Source organism: Aedoeadaptatus nemausensis, from assembly GCF_903819165.1.
In the GTDB taxonomy this organism is placed as follows: domain Bacteria; phylum Bacillota; class Clostridia; order Tissierellales; family Peptoniphilaceae; genus Aedoeadaptatus; species Aedoeadaptatus nemausensis.
This window is the reverse complement of sequence record NZ_CAIJCS010000014.1, coordinates 164,115-184,278: the sequence shown is the minus strand read 5'-3', so window position 1 is coordinate 184,278 and position 20,164 is coordinate 164,115. Positions and strand designations below refer to the sequence as shown.

Annotated in this window: 16 protein-coding genes; all 16 read left to right on the top strand. The window is 43.8% G+C overall.

Annotated features, from left to right (window positions below):
• Positions 1-11: 11 nt before the first annotated feature.
• The 16 genes from ispG to pgsA all read left to right on the top strand — a co-directional run bounded on the left by ispG (position 12) and on the right by pgsA (position 20,161).
• Positions 12-1,070 (top strand): flavodoxin-dependent (E)-4-hydroxy-3-methylbut-2-enyl-diphosphate synthase, encoded by a 1,059-nt coding sequence (gene ispG / locus PEPTYR26121_RS02085; RefSeq protein WP_180498734.1) that lies wholly within the window; start codon positions 12-14, stop codon positions 1,068-1,070.
• Positions 1,060-5,286, top strand: a complete 4,227-nt coding sequence (locus PEPTYR26121_RS02080) for a PolC-type DNA polymerase III (RefSeq protein ID WP_180498732.1) — start codon at positions 1,060-1,062, stop codon at positions 5,284-5,286. Before ispG ends, PEPTYR26121_RS02080 begins: the two co-directional genes overlap by 11 nt.
• Positions 5,287-5,369: 83 nt before the next feature.
• Positions 5,370-5,828 (top strand): ribosome maturation factor RimP, encoded by a 459-nt coding sequence (locus tag PEPTYR26121_RS02075; RefSeq protein ID WP_180498730.1) that lies wholly within the window; start codon positions 5,370-5,372, stop codon positions 5,826-5,828.
• 17 nt (positions 5,829-5,845) lie between these two features.
• On the top strand, positions 5,846-7,147 hold the full coding sequence (gene nusA / locus PEPTYR26121_RS02070) for a transcription termination factor NusA (protein WP_180498728.1): 1,302 nt from the start codon (positions 5,846-5,848) through the stop codon (positions 7,145-7,147).
• Positions 7,148-7,158: 11 nt separating this feature from the next.
• Positions 7,159-7,428 (top strand): RNase P modulator RnpM, encoded by a 270-nt coding sequence (rnpM, locus tag PEPTYR26121_RS02065; protein ID WP_180498726.1) that lies wholly within the window; start codon positions 7,159-7,161, stop codon positions 7,426-7,428.
• A 23-nt stretch (positions 7,429-7,451) separates the two neighbouring features.
• The gene (infB, locus tag PEPTYR26121_RS02060) at positions 7,452-9,833 is read left to right on the top strand and encodes a translation initiation factor IF-2 (protein ID WP_180498723.1); all 2,382 of its coding nucleotides are present in this window, start codon (positions 7,452-7,454) and stop codon (positions 9,831-9,833) included.
• Positions 9,834-10,196, top strand: a complete 363-nt coding sequence (gene rbfA / locus PEPTYR26121_RS02055) for a 30S ribosome-binding factor RbfA (protein ID WP_180498720.1) — start codon at positions 9,834-9,836, stop codon at positions 10,194-10,196.
• Complete coding sequence (locus PEPTYR26121_RS02050; protein WP_180498718.1) at positions 10,189-11,178, top strand: DHH family phosphoesterase; 990 nt, start codon at positions 10,189-10,191, stop codon at positions 11,176-11,178. Before rbfA ends, PEPTYR26121_RS02050 begins: the two co-directional genes overlap by 8 nt.
• Positions 11,175-12,050, top strand: a complete 876-nt coding sequence (gene truB / locus PEPTYR26121_RS02045) for a tRNA pseudouridine(55) synthase TruB (protein ID WP_180498715.1) — start codon at positions 11,175-11,177, stop codon at positions 12,048-12,050. Before PEPTYR26121_RS02050 ends, truB begins: the two co-directional genes overlap by 4 nt.
• Positions 12,051-12,057: 7 nt before the next feature.
• Positions 12,058-12,999, top strand: coding sequence for a bifunctional riboflavin kinase/FAD synthetase (locus tag PEPTYR26121_RS02040; RefSeq protein WP_180498713.1), 942 nt, complete (start codon positions 12,058-12,060; stop codon positions 12,997-12,999).
• 96 nt (positions 13,000-13,095) lie between these two features.
• Positions 13,096-13,362, top strand: coding sequence for a 30S ribosomal protein S15 (gene rpsO / locus PEPTYR26121_RS02035; RefSeq protein ID WP_218956308.1), 267 nt, complete (start codon positions 13,096-13,098; stop codon positions 13,360-13,362).
• Positions 13,363-13,415: 53 nt separating this feature from the next.
• A complete protein-coding gene (gene pnp, locus PEPTYR26121_RS02030; RefSeq protein ID WP_180498711.1) occupies positions 13,416-15,533 on the top strand; it encodes a polyribonucleotide nucleotidyltransferase in 2,118 nt (705 codons plus the stop codon).
• Between the two features lie 41 nt (positions 15,534-15,574).
• Positions 15,575-16,018, top strand: coding sequence for a dUTP diphosphatase (dut, locus tag PEPTYR26121_RS02025; protein ID WP_180498709.1), 444 nt, complete (start codon positions 15,575-15,577; stop codon positions 16,016-16,018).
• 66 nt (positions 16,019-16,084) lie between these two features.
• Entirely contained in the window at positions 16,085-18,322 is a 2,238-nt protein-coding gene (locus PEPTYR26121_RS02020; RefSeq protein WP_246285869.1) for an FtsK/SpoIIIE family DNA translocase, read from the top strand.
• Positions 18,319-19,644, top strand: coding sequence for a 30S ribosomal protein S12 methylthiotransferase RimO (gene rimO / locus PEPTYR26121_RS02015; protein ID WP_180498707.1), 1,326 nt, complete (start codon positions 18,319-18,321; stop codon positions 19,642-19,644). The genes PEPTYR26121_RS02020 and rimO overlap by 4 nt, the downstream gene beginning before the upstream one ends.
• Complete coding sequence (gene pgsA / locus PEPTYR26121_RS02010) at positions 19,628-20,161, top strand: CDP-diacylglycerol--glycerol-3-phosphate 3-phosphatidyltransferase (protein WP_180498705.1); 534 nt, start codon at positions 19,628-19,630, stop codon at positions 20,159-20,161. Before rimO ends, pgsA begins: the two co-directional genes overlap by 17 nt.
• Positions 20,162-20,164: the final 3 nt, after the last annotated feature.

Below are 20,164 nucleotides of genomic sequence, written 5' to 3'. Positions count from 1 at the left end.
GACGATGACCTTTGGCAAGATATACGAAACAAATTGCAGTAGGGGATGTGCTGATCGGCGGGGGAGCGCCTGTAAGCATTCAATCCATGACCAATACAAAGACCAAGGATATTCGAGGAACCATCGCACAAGTAAAAGCCTTGGAAGCAGCAGGATGCGATATTATCCGCATGGCGATCAACGACGAAGACGATGCCAAGGCATTGGATACTATTATTCCCGCTATTTCTATTCCCGTCATTGCTGATATTCAGTTCGATTACCGCCTGGCTCTATACGCTATGGAGCATCATGTACATGGTCTGCGGTTAAATCCGGGAAACATCGGTGAAAGTTGGAAAGTAAAAGAAGTAGCGGAGGCAGCTAAAGCTGAGGGAATTTCCATCCGTGTCGGTGTCAATTCCGGATCGGTAAAACAGGAATTTATAGAAAAAATGGGCGGTGTCAATCCCGATTCCATCGTGGCGTCTGCTATTGAGCAAATTAACATGTTAGAAAAATTCGGTCTGGATGCCATCAAGGTTTCTTTAAAATCCTCGAACGTTCGTCAATCGGTGGAGGCTTACCGCGCGTTTAAAAAAGTTTCAGATTGTCCACTCCATTTAGGTATTACCGAGGCAGGCTCCCGAATGAACGGGATCGTTAAGTCTTCTGTTGGAATAGGCTCTTTGCTTCTCGACGATATCGGCGATACTATCCGAGTTTCCTTAACGGGGGATCCAGTAGACGAAGTGTTGTGCGCCAAGTCGATTCTAAAGAGCATAGGACTTCGAAACGACGGGATCGATTTTATATCCTGCCCGACCTGCGGTAGAACGGAAATCGATCTTATTTCTATTGCCGAAGAAGCTGAGAAGCGGCTCGCCAATGTGGATTTCCAGGGTAAAATCGCCATTATGGGCTGTCGAGTTAACGGACCCGGTGAGGCAAAAGAGGCGGATTATGGTATTACAGGAGGAAATGGCCGAGGGGTCATTTTTAAAAAAGGCGAAGTCGTGCGTTCGGTAGCGGAGGAAGCTCTCCTCGACGAATTAATTGATTTAATAGAGAGGGATCAGAGTGAAGAATGAAAATAGCCATCCATCAGAAAAGTATCTGATGGATTTTCTTTTATCAGAGAATCTTCAAATAAATAAATTAATTTATAATAGGAAAAAAGGTCGAATAACCATCCTTACAGACAGCGAGGAAAACGAACAATGGCTGGAGCTTAAAAAGAGAATGACCTCCTGTTACGACGGATTGGACGTTATTTTATCTTGTAAGGAAAAGAAGAAAGTAACGAGAAAGATGACGCAAGAGGATCTCTTTCAATGGATACTGGAACAACTGCCTTCAGGAGCTAGTTGGCTAAGTAAAGAATCTTTCAGCCTAGAGGCTCGAAGCCTTACCATTCGCGTTCCCAATCCTACAGTGGAGAGGAATATTCTTTCTCTAAAGTTAGATCAACTTCTCCTAAAGGAAACCGGCGAAATGTATCAGATTCGCTGCGAATGCGATGAAAATGGTTGTGAACTTCACGAGCTGAGTCAACTGATAGATGAAGAAGAGATCGTGTTCCGCGAAACGTTTGAAGAAACTGTCGTGCGTACGACGGAGAGCATGCCTAAAGAGGAAGATAAGGGAGTCTACAGCTACGGAAAAAATAAATTTGAAGGAATCGTGCCTCTGTCTCAGTGTCGAGTCGGAGAGATGGTAACTATTTCAGGAAATATTTTTGCCATGGACTCCCGCTCTATAAAAAACGATAAGACACTCTTCATCTTATCCGTTTTCGATGGAAGTGACAGTCGCAATGTTAAAGCATTCGTTAAAAATAAAGAGGCCGATGATTTCGCCTCTACATTTAAAGTAAATAGTGCCGTAGAAGTTTACGGTAAATTCGAATTCGATAGTTTTGAACGCAACGAAAGTATCATGGCGCGAAACATTCGAAAGGCACACCAAGCCTCTCCCGGGGACAGAAGCACAAAAAAACGTATAGAGCTTCACGTCCATACGAAGATGAGCAATACAGATGGCACTCATACCATTAATGACTTCGCCAAGCGCGCTAAGCTTTGGGGCCACGAAGCCATCGCCATAACCGACGATAATGTGGTTCAGGGATTTCCGGAGGCAATGCAGGCGTCGAAAAAACACGATATTCGAATTTTATACGGTATCGATGCCGATGTAGTTGACGACGAAGAAAAGATTTTTAAAAACCCGAGCAACACGAGCTATGGTTCAAGTTTTGTGGTTTTTGACTTGGAGACTACCGGCTTTTCCCCTCGATACGATGAAATCACAGAAATAGGTGCCGTAAAAATTGAGAACGGTAGAATTGTCGATCGATTCTCTACATTTGTAAACCCGCTTAGACCTATTCCATCTAAAATCGTTGAACTTACCAATATTACAGACGATATGGTGACCGATGCGCCGACCATCGATAAAGCTCTTCCTAAATTTGAGGATTTTATCGGCGACAGCATTTTAGTAGCCCACAATGCTTCGTTCGACTCTCGTTTTATCGAATTCAGGAGAAAGGAAAAGGCGAGCTATCCTACAATCGATACTCTTTTACTCGCTCAATGTCTGGACTTAAGGGTAAAGAACTATAAACTGGGAACATTGGCCAAACGATTCGGTATTAATCTACAGGGCGCTCACCGCGCCGTCAACGACGCGGAGGCTACGGCCGAGCTCTTTTTACATCTGGAAAGATTGGCTGAAAAAGAAGGTATAATGTCTCCGGAAGATTATAATCGACTGAAGCATCCGGAACCGGAAAAACTCTTTCCTACGAGATTGACCATATTCCCAAAATCAGTTGACGGGCTGACCACTCTCTATCGTCTGATTTCAAAATCCCATACAGAGACTTTTTATCGTACGCCTCGGATTTTAAAGAGCGAGATAATAAAGCACCGAGAGGAATTTATTATCGGAAGCGGGGGAGAACAGGGACTTTTAATGGACAGCTATCTGCGTGGAGCCGACGATGAGGAACTTTTAAATATTATAAATTCTCTAAGTTTTGTAGAAGTGGCGCCGCCAAAACGATACGGCAAAAGCTATATGGATGGTTTATTGAGAAACGAAACAGATGCTGAGGACATGATAGAACACTTGCTGAAGCTTGCTGATAAATGCAGCGTGCCGGTAGTTGCGTCGAATAATGTACGCTACTTAGATCCCGACGACGAAATATATCTCAAGGTATTGGAGTATTCGAAGTTTAGAGGCCGTCCCTTCAGCAATGGGGCAGCTTATTTCATGTCTACCGAAGAGATGCTTAGAGCTTTCGACTTTTTGGAGGATCGAGTCGAAGAAATCGTTATAGATAACCCGAAAGCGATTTGCAACAGTATCGAGGAATTTCCTCCCATACCATCGGGAAAATTTCCGCCCAAAATTGAGAATGCCGATGTGGACTTAAAAAACGATGCGGTCAATCGAGCTAAAGAAATTTATGGAGACCCTCTGCCGGAAATTGTCGCCGATCGCCTCCATACGGAGCTGGACAGTATTATCGGCAACGGTTATGCCGTTATGTACCGGATCGCCCAACAGTTAGTACAGAAATCCAATGATGACGGCTTCTACGTAGGCTCACGTGGTTCCGTCGGGTCATCTTTCGTGGCGACGATGACGGGAATTACAGAGGTCAACCCCTTGGCGCCTCACTATGTTTGTCCCCAATGTAAATACAGCGAATTTGTGGAAGACAAACAATACAGCACAGGATTCGATCTTCCTAAAAAGTCCTGCCCTCACTGCGGTACGGATTTAATCCGCGACGGCCATAAGATTCCCTTTGAAGTCTTCTTAGGCTTTTACGGCGACAAAGAGCCTGATATCGATTTAAACTTTGCAGGAGAATATCAACCGAAGGCCCATCAGTTTATCGAAGACTATTTCGGCGAGGGGTTTGTATTTCGCGCAGGTACCATCGGTACATTGGCGGAAAAAACGGCTTTCGGTCTCGTGAAAAAGTATTTGGAAGAAAACGAAATTGTCCGAAATCCCGTTGATATTGCGCGCCTTGCCAAAGGAATTGAGGGGGCAAAACGAACTAGTGGCCAACACCCCGGCGGCATTATGATCGTACCGAAGGACAATGACATTCATCATTTTACGCCGATTCAGTATCCTGCTGATGAAAAAAAGAAAAATGTCATTACCACCCATTTCGATTATCATTCCATCAGTGAAAATATTTTAAAGCTAGATATCCTCGGACACGATGCCCCTTCCATTTTGCGAATGTTAGAAGATATGACCGGCGTCGATATGAATGAAGTGGATATAAATGATGATAAAGTCATGAGTCTTTTCACGAGCATGGACGCTTTGAAAGCCGACGAGTCAATTTTTAAATTCGATACCGGCACACTGGGCATTCCCGAGTTCGGAACGGATTTTGTCGTCAGGATGCTTTTGGATACAAAGCCCGATACATTCGGCGCCCTCGTGAACATATCCGGCCTTTCCCATGGAACAGACGTATGGACAGGCAATGCACAGGATCTGGTCCATTCTAAAAAAGCGACGATATCCGAAGTTATCAGTACACGGGAAGATATCATGAACTATCTAATCATTGCCGGAGCCGAAAATAAAGTAGCCTTTGATACTATGGAGGCCGTCCGAAAGGGCAGGGGACTTCCCGAAAAATATATGGATGTATTGAAGACGCTCGATGTTCCAAGCTGGTATTTCGAAAGCTGTGAAAAAATCAAATACATGTTCCCGCGGGCCCATGCCGTCGCTTACGTTATGACGAGTATTCGCATCGCCTGGTATAAGGTTTATTATCCCTTGGCTTTTTACGCAGCCTATTTCACCACAAAACTCAACGACTTGAACGGCAACCTTCTAATCGAAGGAGCAGACAACGTGAAACGGCGGATAGAAAATATTAAAAATCTCGGCGATGAGGCCTCGAAAAAGGAACAGGACGAAGCCTCGCTCTTAAGGGTAGTTTTGGAAATGTACGCTAGAGGATATGAATTTGAACCTATACATTTGGGAAAATCTCATTACGATCGCTTCAGTATATATGAGGGAAAAGTTATTATTCCCATAAGCTCCTTGCCTGGAATCGGCAAGACCATTGCAAAAGAAATTTACAACGAGTATCAAAAAGGTCCGTTCTTATCAGTGGAAGATATGATTAGGCGAACGGGGGCTTCAAAAACGGTAGTAGAAGCTTTAACACAACACGGCGCCTTAAACGGAATTCCGAAAGATAACCAGTTAAGTATGCTGGACCTAGTTGGATCTCCAGCCGATTTATGATACAATAGTTGAAAGAAAGAGATAGATAGACGTTTAGAACTAGAGTGGGGCCCCCACTCTAGTTTTTTATGGGAGGTGAGTTCTTGAAGCGTCCTCAAGTACGTGAAGAAATTGTTCGTGCTGCTGAAGTTGCTGCAGAAGAACGAGGGTATGAGATTGTAGAAGTCGAGATTACCAAGAAACAACCGACGCGCGTTATTATAACGGTATTCCGTAAAGAAGGCGTCAATATAGATGATTGTGCGGAAATATCTCGTGCCGTTAATGAGAGTATTGACGACGATCTGATACAAGGTCAATATACGCTGGAAGTACAATCTCCCGGTTTAGATCGACCCATTCGGACGAAAGATGATTATCGCCGAAACTTAGGTAATAAGGTGGAAGTTCGTCTTTATAAAAAAATGGATGACAAGAAAGATTTTATTGGAATTTTGACGGATTATGGAGACGATACTGTCGACATCCGTGAGGAGAGCGGAGAAACTGTCACTTTCGATTCAAAATCCATCTCATTAATGCGACAGGTCATTGAATTTTAGGAGGCAGTTGAATAAGAATGAATGAAGAGTTTATTTTAGCTCTGAAGCAATTGGAAAGCGAAAAAGGTATTCGCGAAGACGTTATTTTAGAAGCACTGGAAACAGCTCTAATATCGAGCTATAAGAAAAACTACGGAACTTCTCAAACAGTTGATGTTTCCATCGACAGAGATACAGGAGAAATAAGCGTATCCGCCGAGAAAATCGTAGTAGACGAAGTGTTGGACGATCAAATGGAGATCTCCCTAGACGATGCGAAAAAAATAAATCCTCGTCTCGAAATCGGCGATGTCTACTATGAAGCCATCGATCCTGAAAAGTTCGGTCGCATAGCTGCTCAAACGGCGAGACAAGTAGTTATTCAGCGTATCAAAGATGCCGAACGAGAAGTCATTTATGACGACTATGCGGATAGAGAAAATGAAATTATAACCTGTGATGTCCAACGCGTCAGCAAAGGCAATGTCTTCGTAGATCTAGGAAAAACCGAAGCTATTTTACCTGTTTCAGAGCAAACACCTGGTGAAAGTTATGCCCAAGGCGATCGCTATAAGATGTTGATTTTAGAGGTAAATCGGCAACCAAAAGGACCGCAAATTGTCTTGTCGAGAAGCCATCCGAATTTGGTTCGCCGTTTATTTGAACTGGAAGTTCCGGAAATTCACGACGGTGTCGTTGAAATCTATTCCGTAGCACGTGAAGCGGGAAGTCGCACGAAGCTCGCCGTCTTCTCAAAAGATGAAGAAGTAGATCCTCTGGGAGCCTGCGTAGGTTTTAAGGGAAGCCGCGTCAAAACAATTGTTGACGAGTTACACGATGAGAAGATCGATATCGTGATTTATGAAAAAGACATCGCCACTTTTATCGGCAATGCTCTAAGTCCTTCAAAAGTGGTGGAAGTCTTTATTAATCATAGAGAAAAGGCAGCCATGGTCGTGGTGCCGGATTATCAATTATCTCTGGCCATCGGTAAAGAAGGCCAAAATGCCAGACTGGCCGCGAAACTTACCAACTGGAAGATCGACATAAAATCGGAAACGCAATTTAGCGAATATCTCGATGAAATCGACCAAACAATCGATGAATTCCGTGATGAATTCGAGAACACGGCGGTTCAAGATGATGAAATTGAAGATGAAGAAGCCCCGGCGGAAGAAGTTAAAGAATACGATAATTTCGCAAGTATCGGCGGCTTGACAGGTATGGATTTAAATAATTTATTTGTCGACGCTTCCTCTGAAACTACTGACGATGAAACGGAAGCATCGGACGATGTAGAAGAAGATGACGTTCCAGACTATTTGACAGACGATGAATAACTGGAGAAGCAATGAAAAAGCCTAAAAAAATACCTTTGAGAAAGTGTATTGGGTGCTCGGAATCAAAGCCGAAGCAAGAATTAATACGTATAGTTAAGAACAAAGACAATGAGGTTTTTATAGACAGTACGGGAAAAGCGAATGGTCGCGGTGCTTATCTTTGTCGGGACACGAAATGTTTCGATAAAGCCATAAAACACAGGGCTATTCAGCGTGCATTAAGTCAAGATGTTCCCAAGGAGACCATTGATGCGCTGCGCCAAACCTTAGAAGATCTATAGACCTCGCACTAGGAGGTGTTCTCATGTCGAATAAAAGAGTGTACACGGTTGCCAAGGAAATGGGAATGGCGAGTAAAGATCTCATGGCTATTCTCGAGCAGGCAAAGATACCTGTTAAAAGTCACATGAGTACGATAACGGAAGATCAACAAAAGGAATTGTTTACTTTTATCCGTCAAGCACAAGGTGCTCAGACTGAGGTGGCAGCAAAATCCTCTAAAAGTCAGAAAAAGACGGAAGAAAAGAAATCTGAAGAATCTTCCACAAAAAAAGTAAAAACCGAAAAAGACGTGAAATCTGCAGACGATGTCGAGGTCGATCGAAAGGCGGAAGCACCCGAGGTCAAGGACCCTCACGTAAACAAGAAGCGTGCTGAGGAGCCTGTAAAAAGTCGTAAACCTCATCGTAAAGAGATTGAAGAGGACGATGATTTTTCAGATCATTTTGAACGTTCCAGTAATAAGAAACAAAAGAAAAATAAAAAGTCCAAGCAATCTAAGAAAAAAGATGATGTAGATAAACGATCCGAAAAAAGTTTTGGAAATCAAGATTTTGAAAAACGCAGAGCTCCAAAGAAAAAGTCGAGAAGTCAAAAGCGCAAAGAACGTGAAGCGCGAGAAGAGGCGAAGGGGGATGACGGTATTAAAGTAAAAGCACCGTTAACGGTAAAAGAGTTTGCTGATACTATCGGCGTCAGTTTGGCACAGGTTATCACCAAATTAATCGGTTTAGGGGTTATGGCAACTCAAAACGAATCCATTGATCGAGATGTAATCGAAATTTTGGCCGATGAATTAGGTAAGGAAATTGAGTTTATTTCCGAAGAAGATCTCAATATAGAAGAAATCTACGGACTTGACTCTGAAGACCCTGAAGAATCCCTTAAGGAAAGACCTCCGGTTGTTACGGTTATGGGCCACGTCGACCACGGTAAAACATCGATCCTTGACGTTATTAAGCGCAGCCATGTAACCGACTCCGAAGCAGGCGGCATTACTCAACACATCGGCGCTTATCAAGTTTCGGTGGATGGAAAACATATTACTTTCCTGGATACCCCCGGTCACGAAGCCTTTACAGCTATGCGTTCAAGAGGCGCGTCCATTACCGACATTGCCATTCTAGTCGTTGCAGCCGACGATGGTGTTATGCCCCAAACGAGAGAGGCTATTCACCACGCCAAGGCGGCAGGTGTTCCTATAATTGTGGCCATCAATAAAATCGACCGTGAAGGAGCCAATCCCGATCGCGTGCGCCAAGAACTTACAGAAGAAGGTCTTGTAGCGGAAGACTGGGGCGGCGATACCATCATGGTTGAAGTTTCTGCAAAAACCAAAGAAGGTATCTCCGATCTCCTCGATATGGTGCTTCTCGTGGCGGAAGTTCAAGAGCTTAAAGCTAATCCTGATCGCTTAGCCATCGGTACGATTATCGAAGCTCGTCTCGACAAAGGTAAGGGCCCCATGGCGACGATTCTCGTACAAAAAGGTACCCTTACGAGCGACTGTTATGTCGTGTCCGGAACCTGTTACGGCCACATTCGCGCTATGACCAACGACAAGAAGAAGCATCTTAAAAAAGCCGGTCCGGCGACACCGGTTGTGGTGCTCGGTTTTGACGGCGTGCCCAATGCCGGAGATACGGTCTATGCAGTAAAAGAAGAAAAAATCGCCAAGGAAATTGCTGCAAAAAATATCGCGCAGGAACGCGAAGAAAAACTGGCTTCTAAAAATAAGGTCAGCTTAAATAATCTCTTCGATAAGATTAAAGAGGGCGAGTTAAAGGATTTAAACCTCGTCGTAAAAGCCGACGTAAAGGGTACGGTAGAAGCTCTGAACCAATCTCTCTTAAAGCTTAACGACAACGAAGACGTGGACGAAGTTCAAGTGAACATTATTCACTCCGGCACCGGCGGAATCAATGAGAGCGATATTAACTTAGCCTCCGCGTCCAATGCTCTGGTTATCGGCTTCAATGTTCGCCCGAATATTAACGCCCTGGAACTTGCGAAACAAGAAGACGTCGACGTTCGCACCTATCGTGTAATTTACGATATCTTGAATGATGTTAAGAATGCTATCAGCGGCATGTTGACACCCGAAATTACTGAAGAAGTATTGGGGCGCTGTGAGGTTCGTGAAACCTTTAAACTCCCAAGCAACGACATCGTCGCCGGTATCTATGTCCTTAAAGGTAAGATCCAACGTAAGGCGAAAGTGAAGGTACTTCGCGACGACGTTATTATTCACGAAGGTGAAATTTCTTCCCTTAAGCGTTTCCAAGATGACGCAAGAGAAATCGCTCAAGGTTATGAAGGCGGCTTAATGGTCGAAAACTTTAACGATATTCAAGTTAACGACTTACTGGAATGCTTTATCGAAAAAGAAATAAAGAAGGAATTATAAATGAAAGACAAAAGAGTACATCGTATATCTGAGGAAGTTAAAAGAGAACTTTCAGAGATCATTCAAACCAAGTTGAAAGATCCGAGAATACCTCCCTTAACCAGCGTATCCTACGTGTCGATCACTCGCGATCTTTCATTTGCCAATGTAGGAATTTCCGTCTTTGGAGATGAAGATCAAAAAGCGGATGCCATCGACGGGCTGGAAAGCGCAAAAGGTTTTATAAAAATGGAATTGGGCAAGAACTTGAAACTTCGCGCCATGCCGGATATTATTTTCGAATTGGACGAGAGCATTGAAAAGGGTATGGAGCTGCAAAAGACAATCGATGAGTTGAAAAAAGCGGAGTATGACGGTGAGTGATTTAAAGGATTTCAGCATCTCACTGGAAAAAGAAATTAAGAAAGCAAACTCAATCGCCATTATTTCCCACGTTAGTCCTGATGGGGATAATTTGGGAAGCTTGGAGGCCATGTACGGCTATCTTAGTTCCTTAGGAAAAGAGGTCACCTACGTCGGCAACGACTCCGTGCCTAAGGATTTCAGCTTTCTGCCATCTACTAAACACCGTGTCGACGTGGATTCTCTAAATAATAAAGTATTTGATTTGGTTATTGCGCTAGATTCTTCCGACATTCATCGCTTCGGAGAAGCAGGTGAATTGATCGTAAGAGCGGCTAGATTTACGGCGAATATAGATCATCATTTAAGCAATACTCTCTACGGTGATATGAACTATGTCGTGCCGCAGGCTACCTCCACAGGGGAAGTGCTCTTTAACGTATTGGAATGTTTAGACGCTGAATTTACGGGGGATATGGCCACGGGAATTTATACCGCCATATCTACCGATACGGGGAGCTTCCAATACGACAGTGTCAACGGAGGGACCCATCGCATTGTCGCCAAGCTATATGACTACGGTTGCGATCACAATATAGTGGTTCAATCGGTCTACCAATCCCGTTCTCGAGAAAAGCTCGCCTTAATGACGAAAGTTTTATCTCGTATTGAATTTTTAGCCGATGGGAAAGTGGCTATGGCCGCCTGTCAACTCGAGGATCTTGAAGAAACGGGAGCAACGTCTGAAGATACTGAGGGAATCGTCGAGCAAATTCGAAATATTGAGGGCGTAGAAATGGCTGTATTCTTAAAAGAAAAGGAAGCGGAAGTAAAGCTTTCCTTCCGCTCCAAGTCTTATATCGACTGCACTCAATTTGCCGGAGAATTTGGTGGCGGGGGACATGTTCGAGCGTCAGGTGCATCGGCAGCCATGAATCTCAATGACATTGCAAATAAGGTGAAAGAGCTCGTAGATGAAAAGATTGGATCTTTGAAATTATGAAGGGCGTCGTACTTGTAGATAAACCGGAGGGCATTACCTCCTTCGATGTCGTTCATCAAATGCGACGTCTATATCAAACGAAGCAAGTCGGTCATACGGGAACATTGGACCCGATGGCAACCGGCTTGCTTCCTATTTGTATCGGCAAAGCTACAAAGATCGCCGACTATATAGCAGATAATCGTAAGGCATACGTAGCCCATGCCGTAAAAGGTATTCGAACCGACACTTTTGACACTACAGGAGTTGTTTTTGCGAAAAGTGAAATCGAGATTCCTGAAGATCCGGAGCCTATTTTAGATCTTTTTCGCGGCGAACAAATGCAGCTTCCTCCCATGCACTCGGCCTTAAAGTATAAGGGTCGAAAACTTTACGAATATGCGCGCCGGGGAATTTGCGTTCCGCGTAAAGAGAGACCGATCAATGTTTCGAGTCTTATCATTTTGGAACGAAATGATGATGGCCTCACTTTGAAAGCTGAAGTGTCCTCAGGTACCTATATTCGCACGCTTATAGACGACATAGGCGTAGCGATGGGATCTTTTCTCACCATGGACAGTTTGCGACGGATATCGGTAGGGGACGAGAAAGTCGAAGATGCCCATACTCTGGATGAAATCGAGGCTATGGATGAAGATGAGCGGCAAAGTATTCTTATCCCCATGGATCGCCTTTTGGATCACGTTCCCGCAATTCATTTGCCCGGGCATCGTAAAAAGCCTATGTTAAACGGAATGTCCAGTCGTATTCATTTTCAAGTCGATGAAGCGCCTCTTTATCGCATATATGCAGGTGGCGATTTCATCGGAATCGGAACCCTGGAAGGGAATGGCGAAAAGAGAGAGCTGTACATTAAGAAGGTATTATATTGAGGTGTATATGGAGCTTTTGGAAGTCAATTTAGAATCTAATATTTCCGGAGAAACGGCCATCGCCCTAGGAAACTTCGACGGCATCCATCTAGGTCATCGTGCCTTATTGGATAAGGTCGTCGCCATGGCAAGATCATTGGGGTGCCCTGCGTCCGTACTGATCTTTAAAAACCACACCAAAAATCTTACAGAAGGCATCTCTCAAGAACTTTTGACCTCTCGTTCCCAAAAACATGAAATTTTCAAACGCGCGGGCATCGATATTATTTACGAAATGGATTTTGATAAGAGCATCATGCACTTGACGCCTGCGGAATTTGTAGAGCGCTTTTTAAGCGATCACCTGAAAATTAAGGGGATCGTCGTCGGTTACGACTATCGATTCGGATTCAAGGCGAAAGGTACGGTTACCGAATTGAGAACTTTGTGCCGGGATAACAATATTCAACTCGCCGTAGAAGATGCCGTCATGTATGAAGGGGAGGCCATATCTTCGACTCGTATTCGCCGGGCCATTAAAGACGGAAAGCCCGATCTCGCTCATCGTCTCTTGGGAAGACCTTTCAGCATCGAAGGAACGGTCGTAAAGGGAAAACAATTGGGTCGTACCATCGGCATCCCTACTGCTAATTTATTGTTGGACACCCACTATGTCACGCCGAAATTCGGCGTATATTTGACCCGAGTACGAATAGAAGATCGTTTTTATTTTGCCGCTACGAATATCGGCACCAATCCCACATTTAAAGAAAAAGAAATAAAAGTGGAATCTTATCTGTACGATTACGAGGGAGAGAGTCTTTACGGCAAGGCTATGGAAGTGGACTTAATTAAGTTTATTCGCCCTGAAATTACCTTTACCGGTGTAGATGAACTTAAGAAAAAAATGGACGACGATCTGGAATATATACGTGAAGAAATCAATGGAATGAATTTACAAAGTATTTAGATCATGTTAAAATGTAAAGGAATGTTTTAGTTTGGCTCGGTTTGTCGTTCCTCGACGCTGACTTAGTCAAACCGAATTAAATTTTAGGAGGAAATTATGTTATCTAAAGAACAAAAACAAGCGATCATTAAAGAATACCAACGTGAAGAAGGGGACACCGGTTCTCCTGAAGTGCAAGTTGCTATTTTAACGCACACCATTAATACCTTGAACGAACACTTAAAAGAACATAAAAAAGACCACCACTCTCGAAGAGGTCTTTTGAAAATGGTCGGTAAGAGAAGAAACTTACTTCGCTATTTGAAAAATAAAGACGTCGAGCGTTACAGAGAATTAATTGAACGTCTCGGCATTAGAGGATAAGGAATTACTGAAGAGCGGGCAACCGCTCTTTCTTTATAAGGAAAGAGAGTGACATGGAAAAGTCGTTTACAACATTATTGAACGGTGTACCTTTAACTGTTGAAGTCGGAAAAGTTGCAAAACAAGCCAATGGCGCATGCTGGGTTAAGCAAGGGGACAGCGTCGTACTTGTAACGGCCACTGCTTCTACGAAAGCTAAAGAAGGGGTGGATTTTCTTCCCCTAAGTTGCGATTATGAGGAAAAATACTATGCCGCGGGTAAAATACCGGGCGGATTTAATAAACGCGAAGGTCGACCGGGTACGAATGCTATTCTAACCAGTCGTTTAATCGACCGACCCATTCGTCCTCTCTTTCCCGACGATTTTCACCATAGCTTACAGGTAACAGCTACTGTCGTAAGCTATGACCCCGATTATCCTACGGATATTTTAGCGATGATAGGCTCGTCCATTGCCTTGTCGATTTCCGATATTCCTTTCCAAGGACCTACAGGATCGGTGCGCATCGGGATGAAAGACGATAAATTTATACTAAATCCATCGGTGGACGATCAGCAAGATTCCGATTTGAATCTCGCCGTTTCGGGAACTAAAGGTGCCATTATGATGGTAGAGGCGGAAGTTAATCTTCTAAGTGAGGATGTAGTACTTGACGCCATTATGTATGCTCACGATGAAATTAAAAAAATCGTCACCTTTATCGAAGACATCGTGTCCGAAGTTGGACGTGAAAAGATGGACTACATCGGTCTTGAAATCGACGAATCTTACGAGCAGAAGATCAATGAATTGGTCTATGGAAAAATAGAAGAAGCTTTGCGAATTGCCGATAAGACAGAGCAAGGTCATGCATTGGGTCAAATTAAAGATGAGCTCGTAGAGTCTCTGGAAGAAGAGGAAGATTATCGGGATGTTCAAGTAAATTCAATTTTTGAATCCATTACTCAGGAAGTTTTCAAAAAGCAAATTCTCGTAGAGGGCGTACGCAGCGACGGAAGAGCTTTTACTGAAATTCGTCATCTATCTTCAGAAGTCGGTCTACTGCCACGGGCCCACGGTAGTGCTCTATTTACCCGCGGCCAAACCCAAGCTCTTACGGCAGTTACTCTGGCGGCGTTGACGGAAGGACAAATCATCGACGGTCTTGATCCGGAGTACACAAAACGCTATGTACACCACTATAATTTCCCCTCTTATTCGGTAGGGGAGACCCGTCCGCCGAGAAGTCCGGGTCGCCGAGAAATAGGTCACGGCAATCTTGCTGAACGTGCACTTATTCCCGTTTTACCTACAGAAGAAGAATTCCCGTACTATATTCGCGTTGTTAATGAGATATTGGAATCCAACGGCTCTTCGTCTCAAGCGAGTATTTGCGGTTCTACTTTAGCCCTTATGGATGCCGGCGTTCCCATTCACGCACCGGTAGCGGGCATTGCTATGGGCTTAATAGATAATGGTGACGACCCGGTTATTTTAACGGATATCCAAGGTTTAGAGGACCACTACGGCGACATGGACTTTAAAGTCGCCGGTACGAGAGAGGGAATTACCGCCCTTCAGATGGATATTAAAATCGACGGTGTATCGAGAGATATTTTAATGCGCGCTCTCGCTCAGGCGAAGGATGCACGTATTGAGCTCTTGGATCATATTCACGGTACAATCGCCGAGCCCCGCGAAGATCTGTCGCCTTATGCACCGCGCATTACCGGCTTAATGATCGATCCCGAAAAAATCGGTGAAGTTATCGGTAGCGGCGGAAAGGTTATTCATAAAATTACAGAAGAGACAGGTGCTCAAATTGAAATTGAAGACGACGGTCGCGTCTCCATCATTGCCAATGACGACGGCGCATTAGCTGCTAAAAAGATTATCGAAGACATCGTTCACGAAATCGAAGTGGGTGAAGTATTCGAAGGTACGGTTACAAAGATCGTGGACTTCGGCGCTTTCGTTGAAATCTTATGGCAAAAAGAAGGACTCCTTCATATTTCCAATATTGACCACAAGCGCATCGCTCAAGTCTCCGATGTATTGAGCGTAGGCGATAATGTAAAAGTAAAAGTCATTAATCTCGAGCGTGGAAAAATCGGACTGTCGAGAAAGGCTCTTTTACCTAAGCCTGAACGCAAGGATAAAGAAGCAAAGCCACAAGATAATAAAGAGTAAAACTGAAAACCGCTTCGGCGGTTTTTTCATATGGAGGAATAATGAAAGTAAAAGTTTTCAATCAATCCAATCACCCCCTTCCCGCATATAAAACCAGCGGTGCATGTGGCATGGATCTTCAGGCAAATCTTAAAGAGCCCATGATTCTCGAACCCTTAGATCGCGTTATGGTGCCCACCGGTTTGTTCTTTGAAATTCCGGAAGGGGTAGAGGGACAGGTGCGCGCGAGAAGCGGTCTCTCATTAAAAAAAGGCCTTACTACGGTCAATGGTATCGGTACTATCGACAGCGATTACCGTGGCGAGTTAAATGTTTTATTAATCAATCTGTCTAAGGAAAATGTAACCATAGAAGATGGGGATCGCATCGCACAAATCGTTTTTATGCGCTATGAGACCGCCCAATGGGAAGAGGTCGAAGAACAAAGCGAGCTGTCAAAAACTGTTCGAGGCGAAGGAGGATTCGGCCATACAGGTGTTCGCTAACACTTTCAGAATGGAATTATTATGGTATAATAGAGGCGAACATATATTTGATTAAAGGAGACTATTTTGCCTAAAAAAAGAAAAGCCGGAAATAATAAAAAACACAGTGGAGATGAACAAAGGCCATATTTGGTCGGCGGCTTCCTCGTTATTTTAGCCGTATTATCTCTTATCAGTTTATATAGCGACCAAATGGGCCTTTTCGGTGAGTGGGCGAGCAGTTCAATTTACTTTTTATTTGGCTCCGTGGCGCCTCTTTTTTGTGTCTTACTTTTTATTATCGGTCTATGTTTTATTACCGAATGGCCGTTAAAACAAAAAATTAAATTTTTAATTTTGTCTGTCGTACTGTTTCTAGGCAGCATGTTGTTGGTCTATAACCCCGATCGTACGCCTTTAGCATGGAGTGAGAGAGTGGATAACTTTCATCATCTCCCAATTGACGGGGGTCTTGTAGGTGATCAGTTTGCGCGTCTTCTCGTGGGATTTTTAGGAGTTGTTGGAAGTCGTATATTACTTGTTCTTATCACTATTTTTATCCTATATCGAATGCTGACGGAGGATCAGAAAAAAAGAATAGGGAAGAGCTTTAAAAATAAAATCGAAAATTCTCGTACCTCTCTACGCGAAGCTAAAGATAATCGAGTTGAAAATCAAAAGGTGAAGGATACAAAAACTCGAAAAAATCGTAAAAAAGAGCCCGTTATGTCGGGTATGGCCGCCTTTAAAGATGAAGACCGTCCAAAAGAATCTGTGGTGGAGATTCGCGATTATATTCCCGAAGAAGAAAAGAAACCGAAACGGGTCGAGCCGTTAAATGATGCCGAAAAGGAATCTTTTTCTAAAACAATTCAAACGGAGAGCGTGGACATCGTATACGACTACCCTCCAATTTCATTGCTTAAACCTACGGAGGGAAAGCGAGGCGGAAGTCACGAAGATATTCGTAAAAATGCCGATATTATCGAAGAAGTCATGGATAATTTTAATGTAGACTGCCATGTTACCGCTATCAATCGCGGCCCGTCTATTACGTCCTATGAACTCGAACCGGCCCCGGGTGTAAAGATCAGCCGGATCGTATCATTACACGATAATTTAAGCTTATCCTTGGCGAGTTCCGATATTCGAATTGAAGCTCCTATTCCCGGTAAAAGTGCTATCGGTATCGAAGTGCCCAATACAGAAAAAGACAGCGTAGGTTTACGTGAAATTATCGAAAGCAAAGCTTTTAAACAATTAGATTCCGCAGTTCCCTTATCCCTAGGAAAAGATGTCAGCGGCGAAACGATCGTTTCTTCCATCGATAAAATGCCCCACTTACTGATCGCCGGGGCGACGGGTTCAGGTAAATCCGTGTGTATTAACTCTATATTAATGGGTATTTTATACAAAGCACCGCCGGAGGAAGTACGCCTTATTTTGATCGATCCGAAGGTGGTAGAGTTAGGAATTTATAACGGGATTCCCCATTTGTTGATTCCTGTCGTAACGGACGCTAAAAAAGCCGCCTTTGCCTTAGCTTGGGCGGTGGAAGAAATGGAAAAACGTTATAAAGCATTTGCGGAAACCGGTGTTCGCGACATTTCAGGCTATAACGAGAAAATTAAAGCGGAAGACGGAGAAAAGATGCCGAAGATCGTCATCGTCGTCGACGAGTTGAGTGACCTTATGATGGTAGCAGCAAAAGAAGTGGAAGATTATATTACGCGACTCGCGCAAATGGCTCGAGCCGCCGGAATCCACCTTATTTTAGCTACACAACGCCCCTCGGTTGATGTTATTACGGGTACCATTAAGGCAAATATTCCCTCACGAATCGCTTTTTCCGTATCCTCTTCCATCGACTCCCGTACGATTTTGGATATGTCCGGCGCTGAACGACTTCTCGGAAAAGGAGATATGCTATTCTATCCGAGTAGTTATTCGAAGCCGAAACGCGTTCAAGGTGCCTTCGTCTCGGATCACGAAGTAGAGCAGGTATTAAACTTCGTAAAGTCCAATACAACTGAGACTGAATATGACGAAGAGGCAATGGATACACTGGAGAAGAAAGTTACGAAGGCGGTTTCCGACGAAGACCCCTTGCTTTACGATGCCATTGACATCGTCCTCAATCAGGAGCAGGCCTCCATTTCGTTTTTACAACGCAAGTTAAAAGTAGGATATGCACGTGCGGCAAGAATCGTCGACCAAATCGAGGAAATGGGCATCATAGGGCCTCATGAAGGTTCAAAGCCCAGAAAATTATTAATGACAAAAGAACAGATAGAAGCAATGAAAGAAGATCAGGAGAATATATGAAGCAAGTGTCCATCGTTACATTAGGTTGTTCTAAAAATGACGTCGATTCCGGTCAAATGCGAGGTGTTTTAAACGAAGAAAAATATCGCTTCACAAACTCCGTAACAGATGCGGAGGTAATCGTCGTCAACACCTGCGGCTTTATCGACGCGGCTAAAGAAGAATCCATCGATACTATTTTAGACCTCGCTCGTTTAAAAACGGAAGGCAAACTTGAAACTCTGCTCCTCGCCGGCTGCCTTGCACAGCGTTACCCGGAGGAGCTTTTAGAAGCCATTCCCGAGGCCGATGGAATTATAGGTCCCGGCCATATACGTTCGATTAATGAGGCCATCGAAGTGGCCTATAAAGATGAAAAACCGATTTACACCGAATCCATCGAGACAGATTACATCGAGGAATTTAAACGTGACGAAGTTTCGATAACAGAATATGTGAAAATTTCCGAAGGTTGTAATAATCGTTGCACCTATTGTATTATTCCCTATTTAAAAGGAAACAATATTAGTCGACCTATAGAGGCCATTGTCGAAGAAATTAAATACCTCGTAAGTCGCGGTACACGCGAGATTATTCTTATCGCGCAAAATACAACGGATTATGGCATTGATCTTTACGGCCGCTACGCTCTCGTGGAACTTTTAAAGGTCTTGAGAGATATAGAGGATTTAAAATGGGTTCGGATTTTATACGCCTATCCCGATCACTTCGATGACTCTTTAATCGAAGAAATGCGAGATAATCCCAAGATTTTACCTTATATCGATATTCCCATTCAGCACGCATCGGATAAAGTTCTGCATGCTATGAATCGTAAAACCGACCGTAAGGCTGTTGAGCGTCTGATCGAACGTCTACGTGATGAGATTCCTCATATGGCCATTCGCTCAACATTTCTACTGGGCTTTCCGGGAGAGACTGATGATGATTTCCAAGAGGTTATAGATTTCATTGAAGAAACGCCTATTGATCGTGCCGGTGCCTTTTCTTATTCGAAAGAGGAAGGGACGCCTGCAGCGGAATTGGAGGATCAGGTACCTGAAGAGATCAAGAGGGAGCGTGTAGAAAGTTTTATGAATGCTCAAATGCTCTCCTCTGAAAAGCTTATGGAAAATCATGTGGGCAAAACCCTAGAGGTTCTTATTACGGAAAAAGCGGACGAAGGCTATATCGGACGATCTTATTTAGATTCTCCTGATATTGACGGTATCGTTATGGTTCAAGCAGATAAGAATTTGGAGCCGGGAGAATTTGTGCAGGTAAAAATTACCGAGGCCACGGCCTATGATCTGGGAGGCGTTTACATTGAACATAGCAAATAAATTGACGGTACTGAGACTGGCACTTGTGCCTGTTTTCGTGATCCTTATGTTGATCGGTTCGCGATCCGCAGCTGTTTTAGGCGCTGTCGTATTTACGATCGCCTCTTTTACAGATTTTCTGGACGGACATTTGGCGAGAAAGCATAATCTTGTCACTACTTTCGGTAAGTTTTTAGATCCGTTGGCGGACAAAATTCTTACGATTTCGGGATTTATAATCTTGGTGGAACAAGGTATTATTCCCGCATGGGGCGTCATTATCATTGTGGCACGCGAGCTTGCTATTACAGGGTTTCGTATTATTGCAGCTTCCGAAGATATTACTATTGCGGCAAGTCCCTTCGGTAAATTGAAGACCATCACGCAGCTCGCGTCTTTAATCGCCTTGTTGTTTTCTCCGCCAATTCCTCAGGGAATCGGTGTCTTTATCTTTTATATCGCCGTCATCTTAACGGTACTTAGCGGTATCGATTATTTCGTAAAAAACAAAACCGTACTTGACCTGGAAAACATGTAGGAG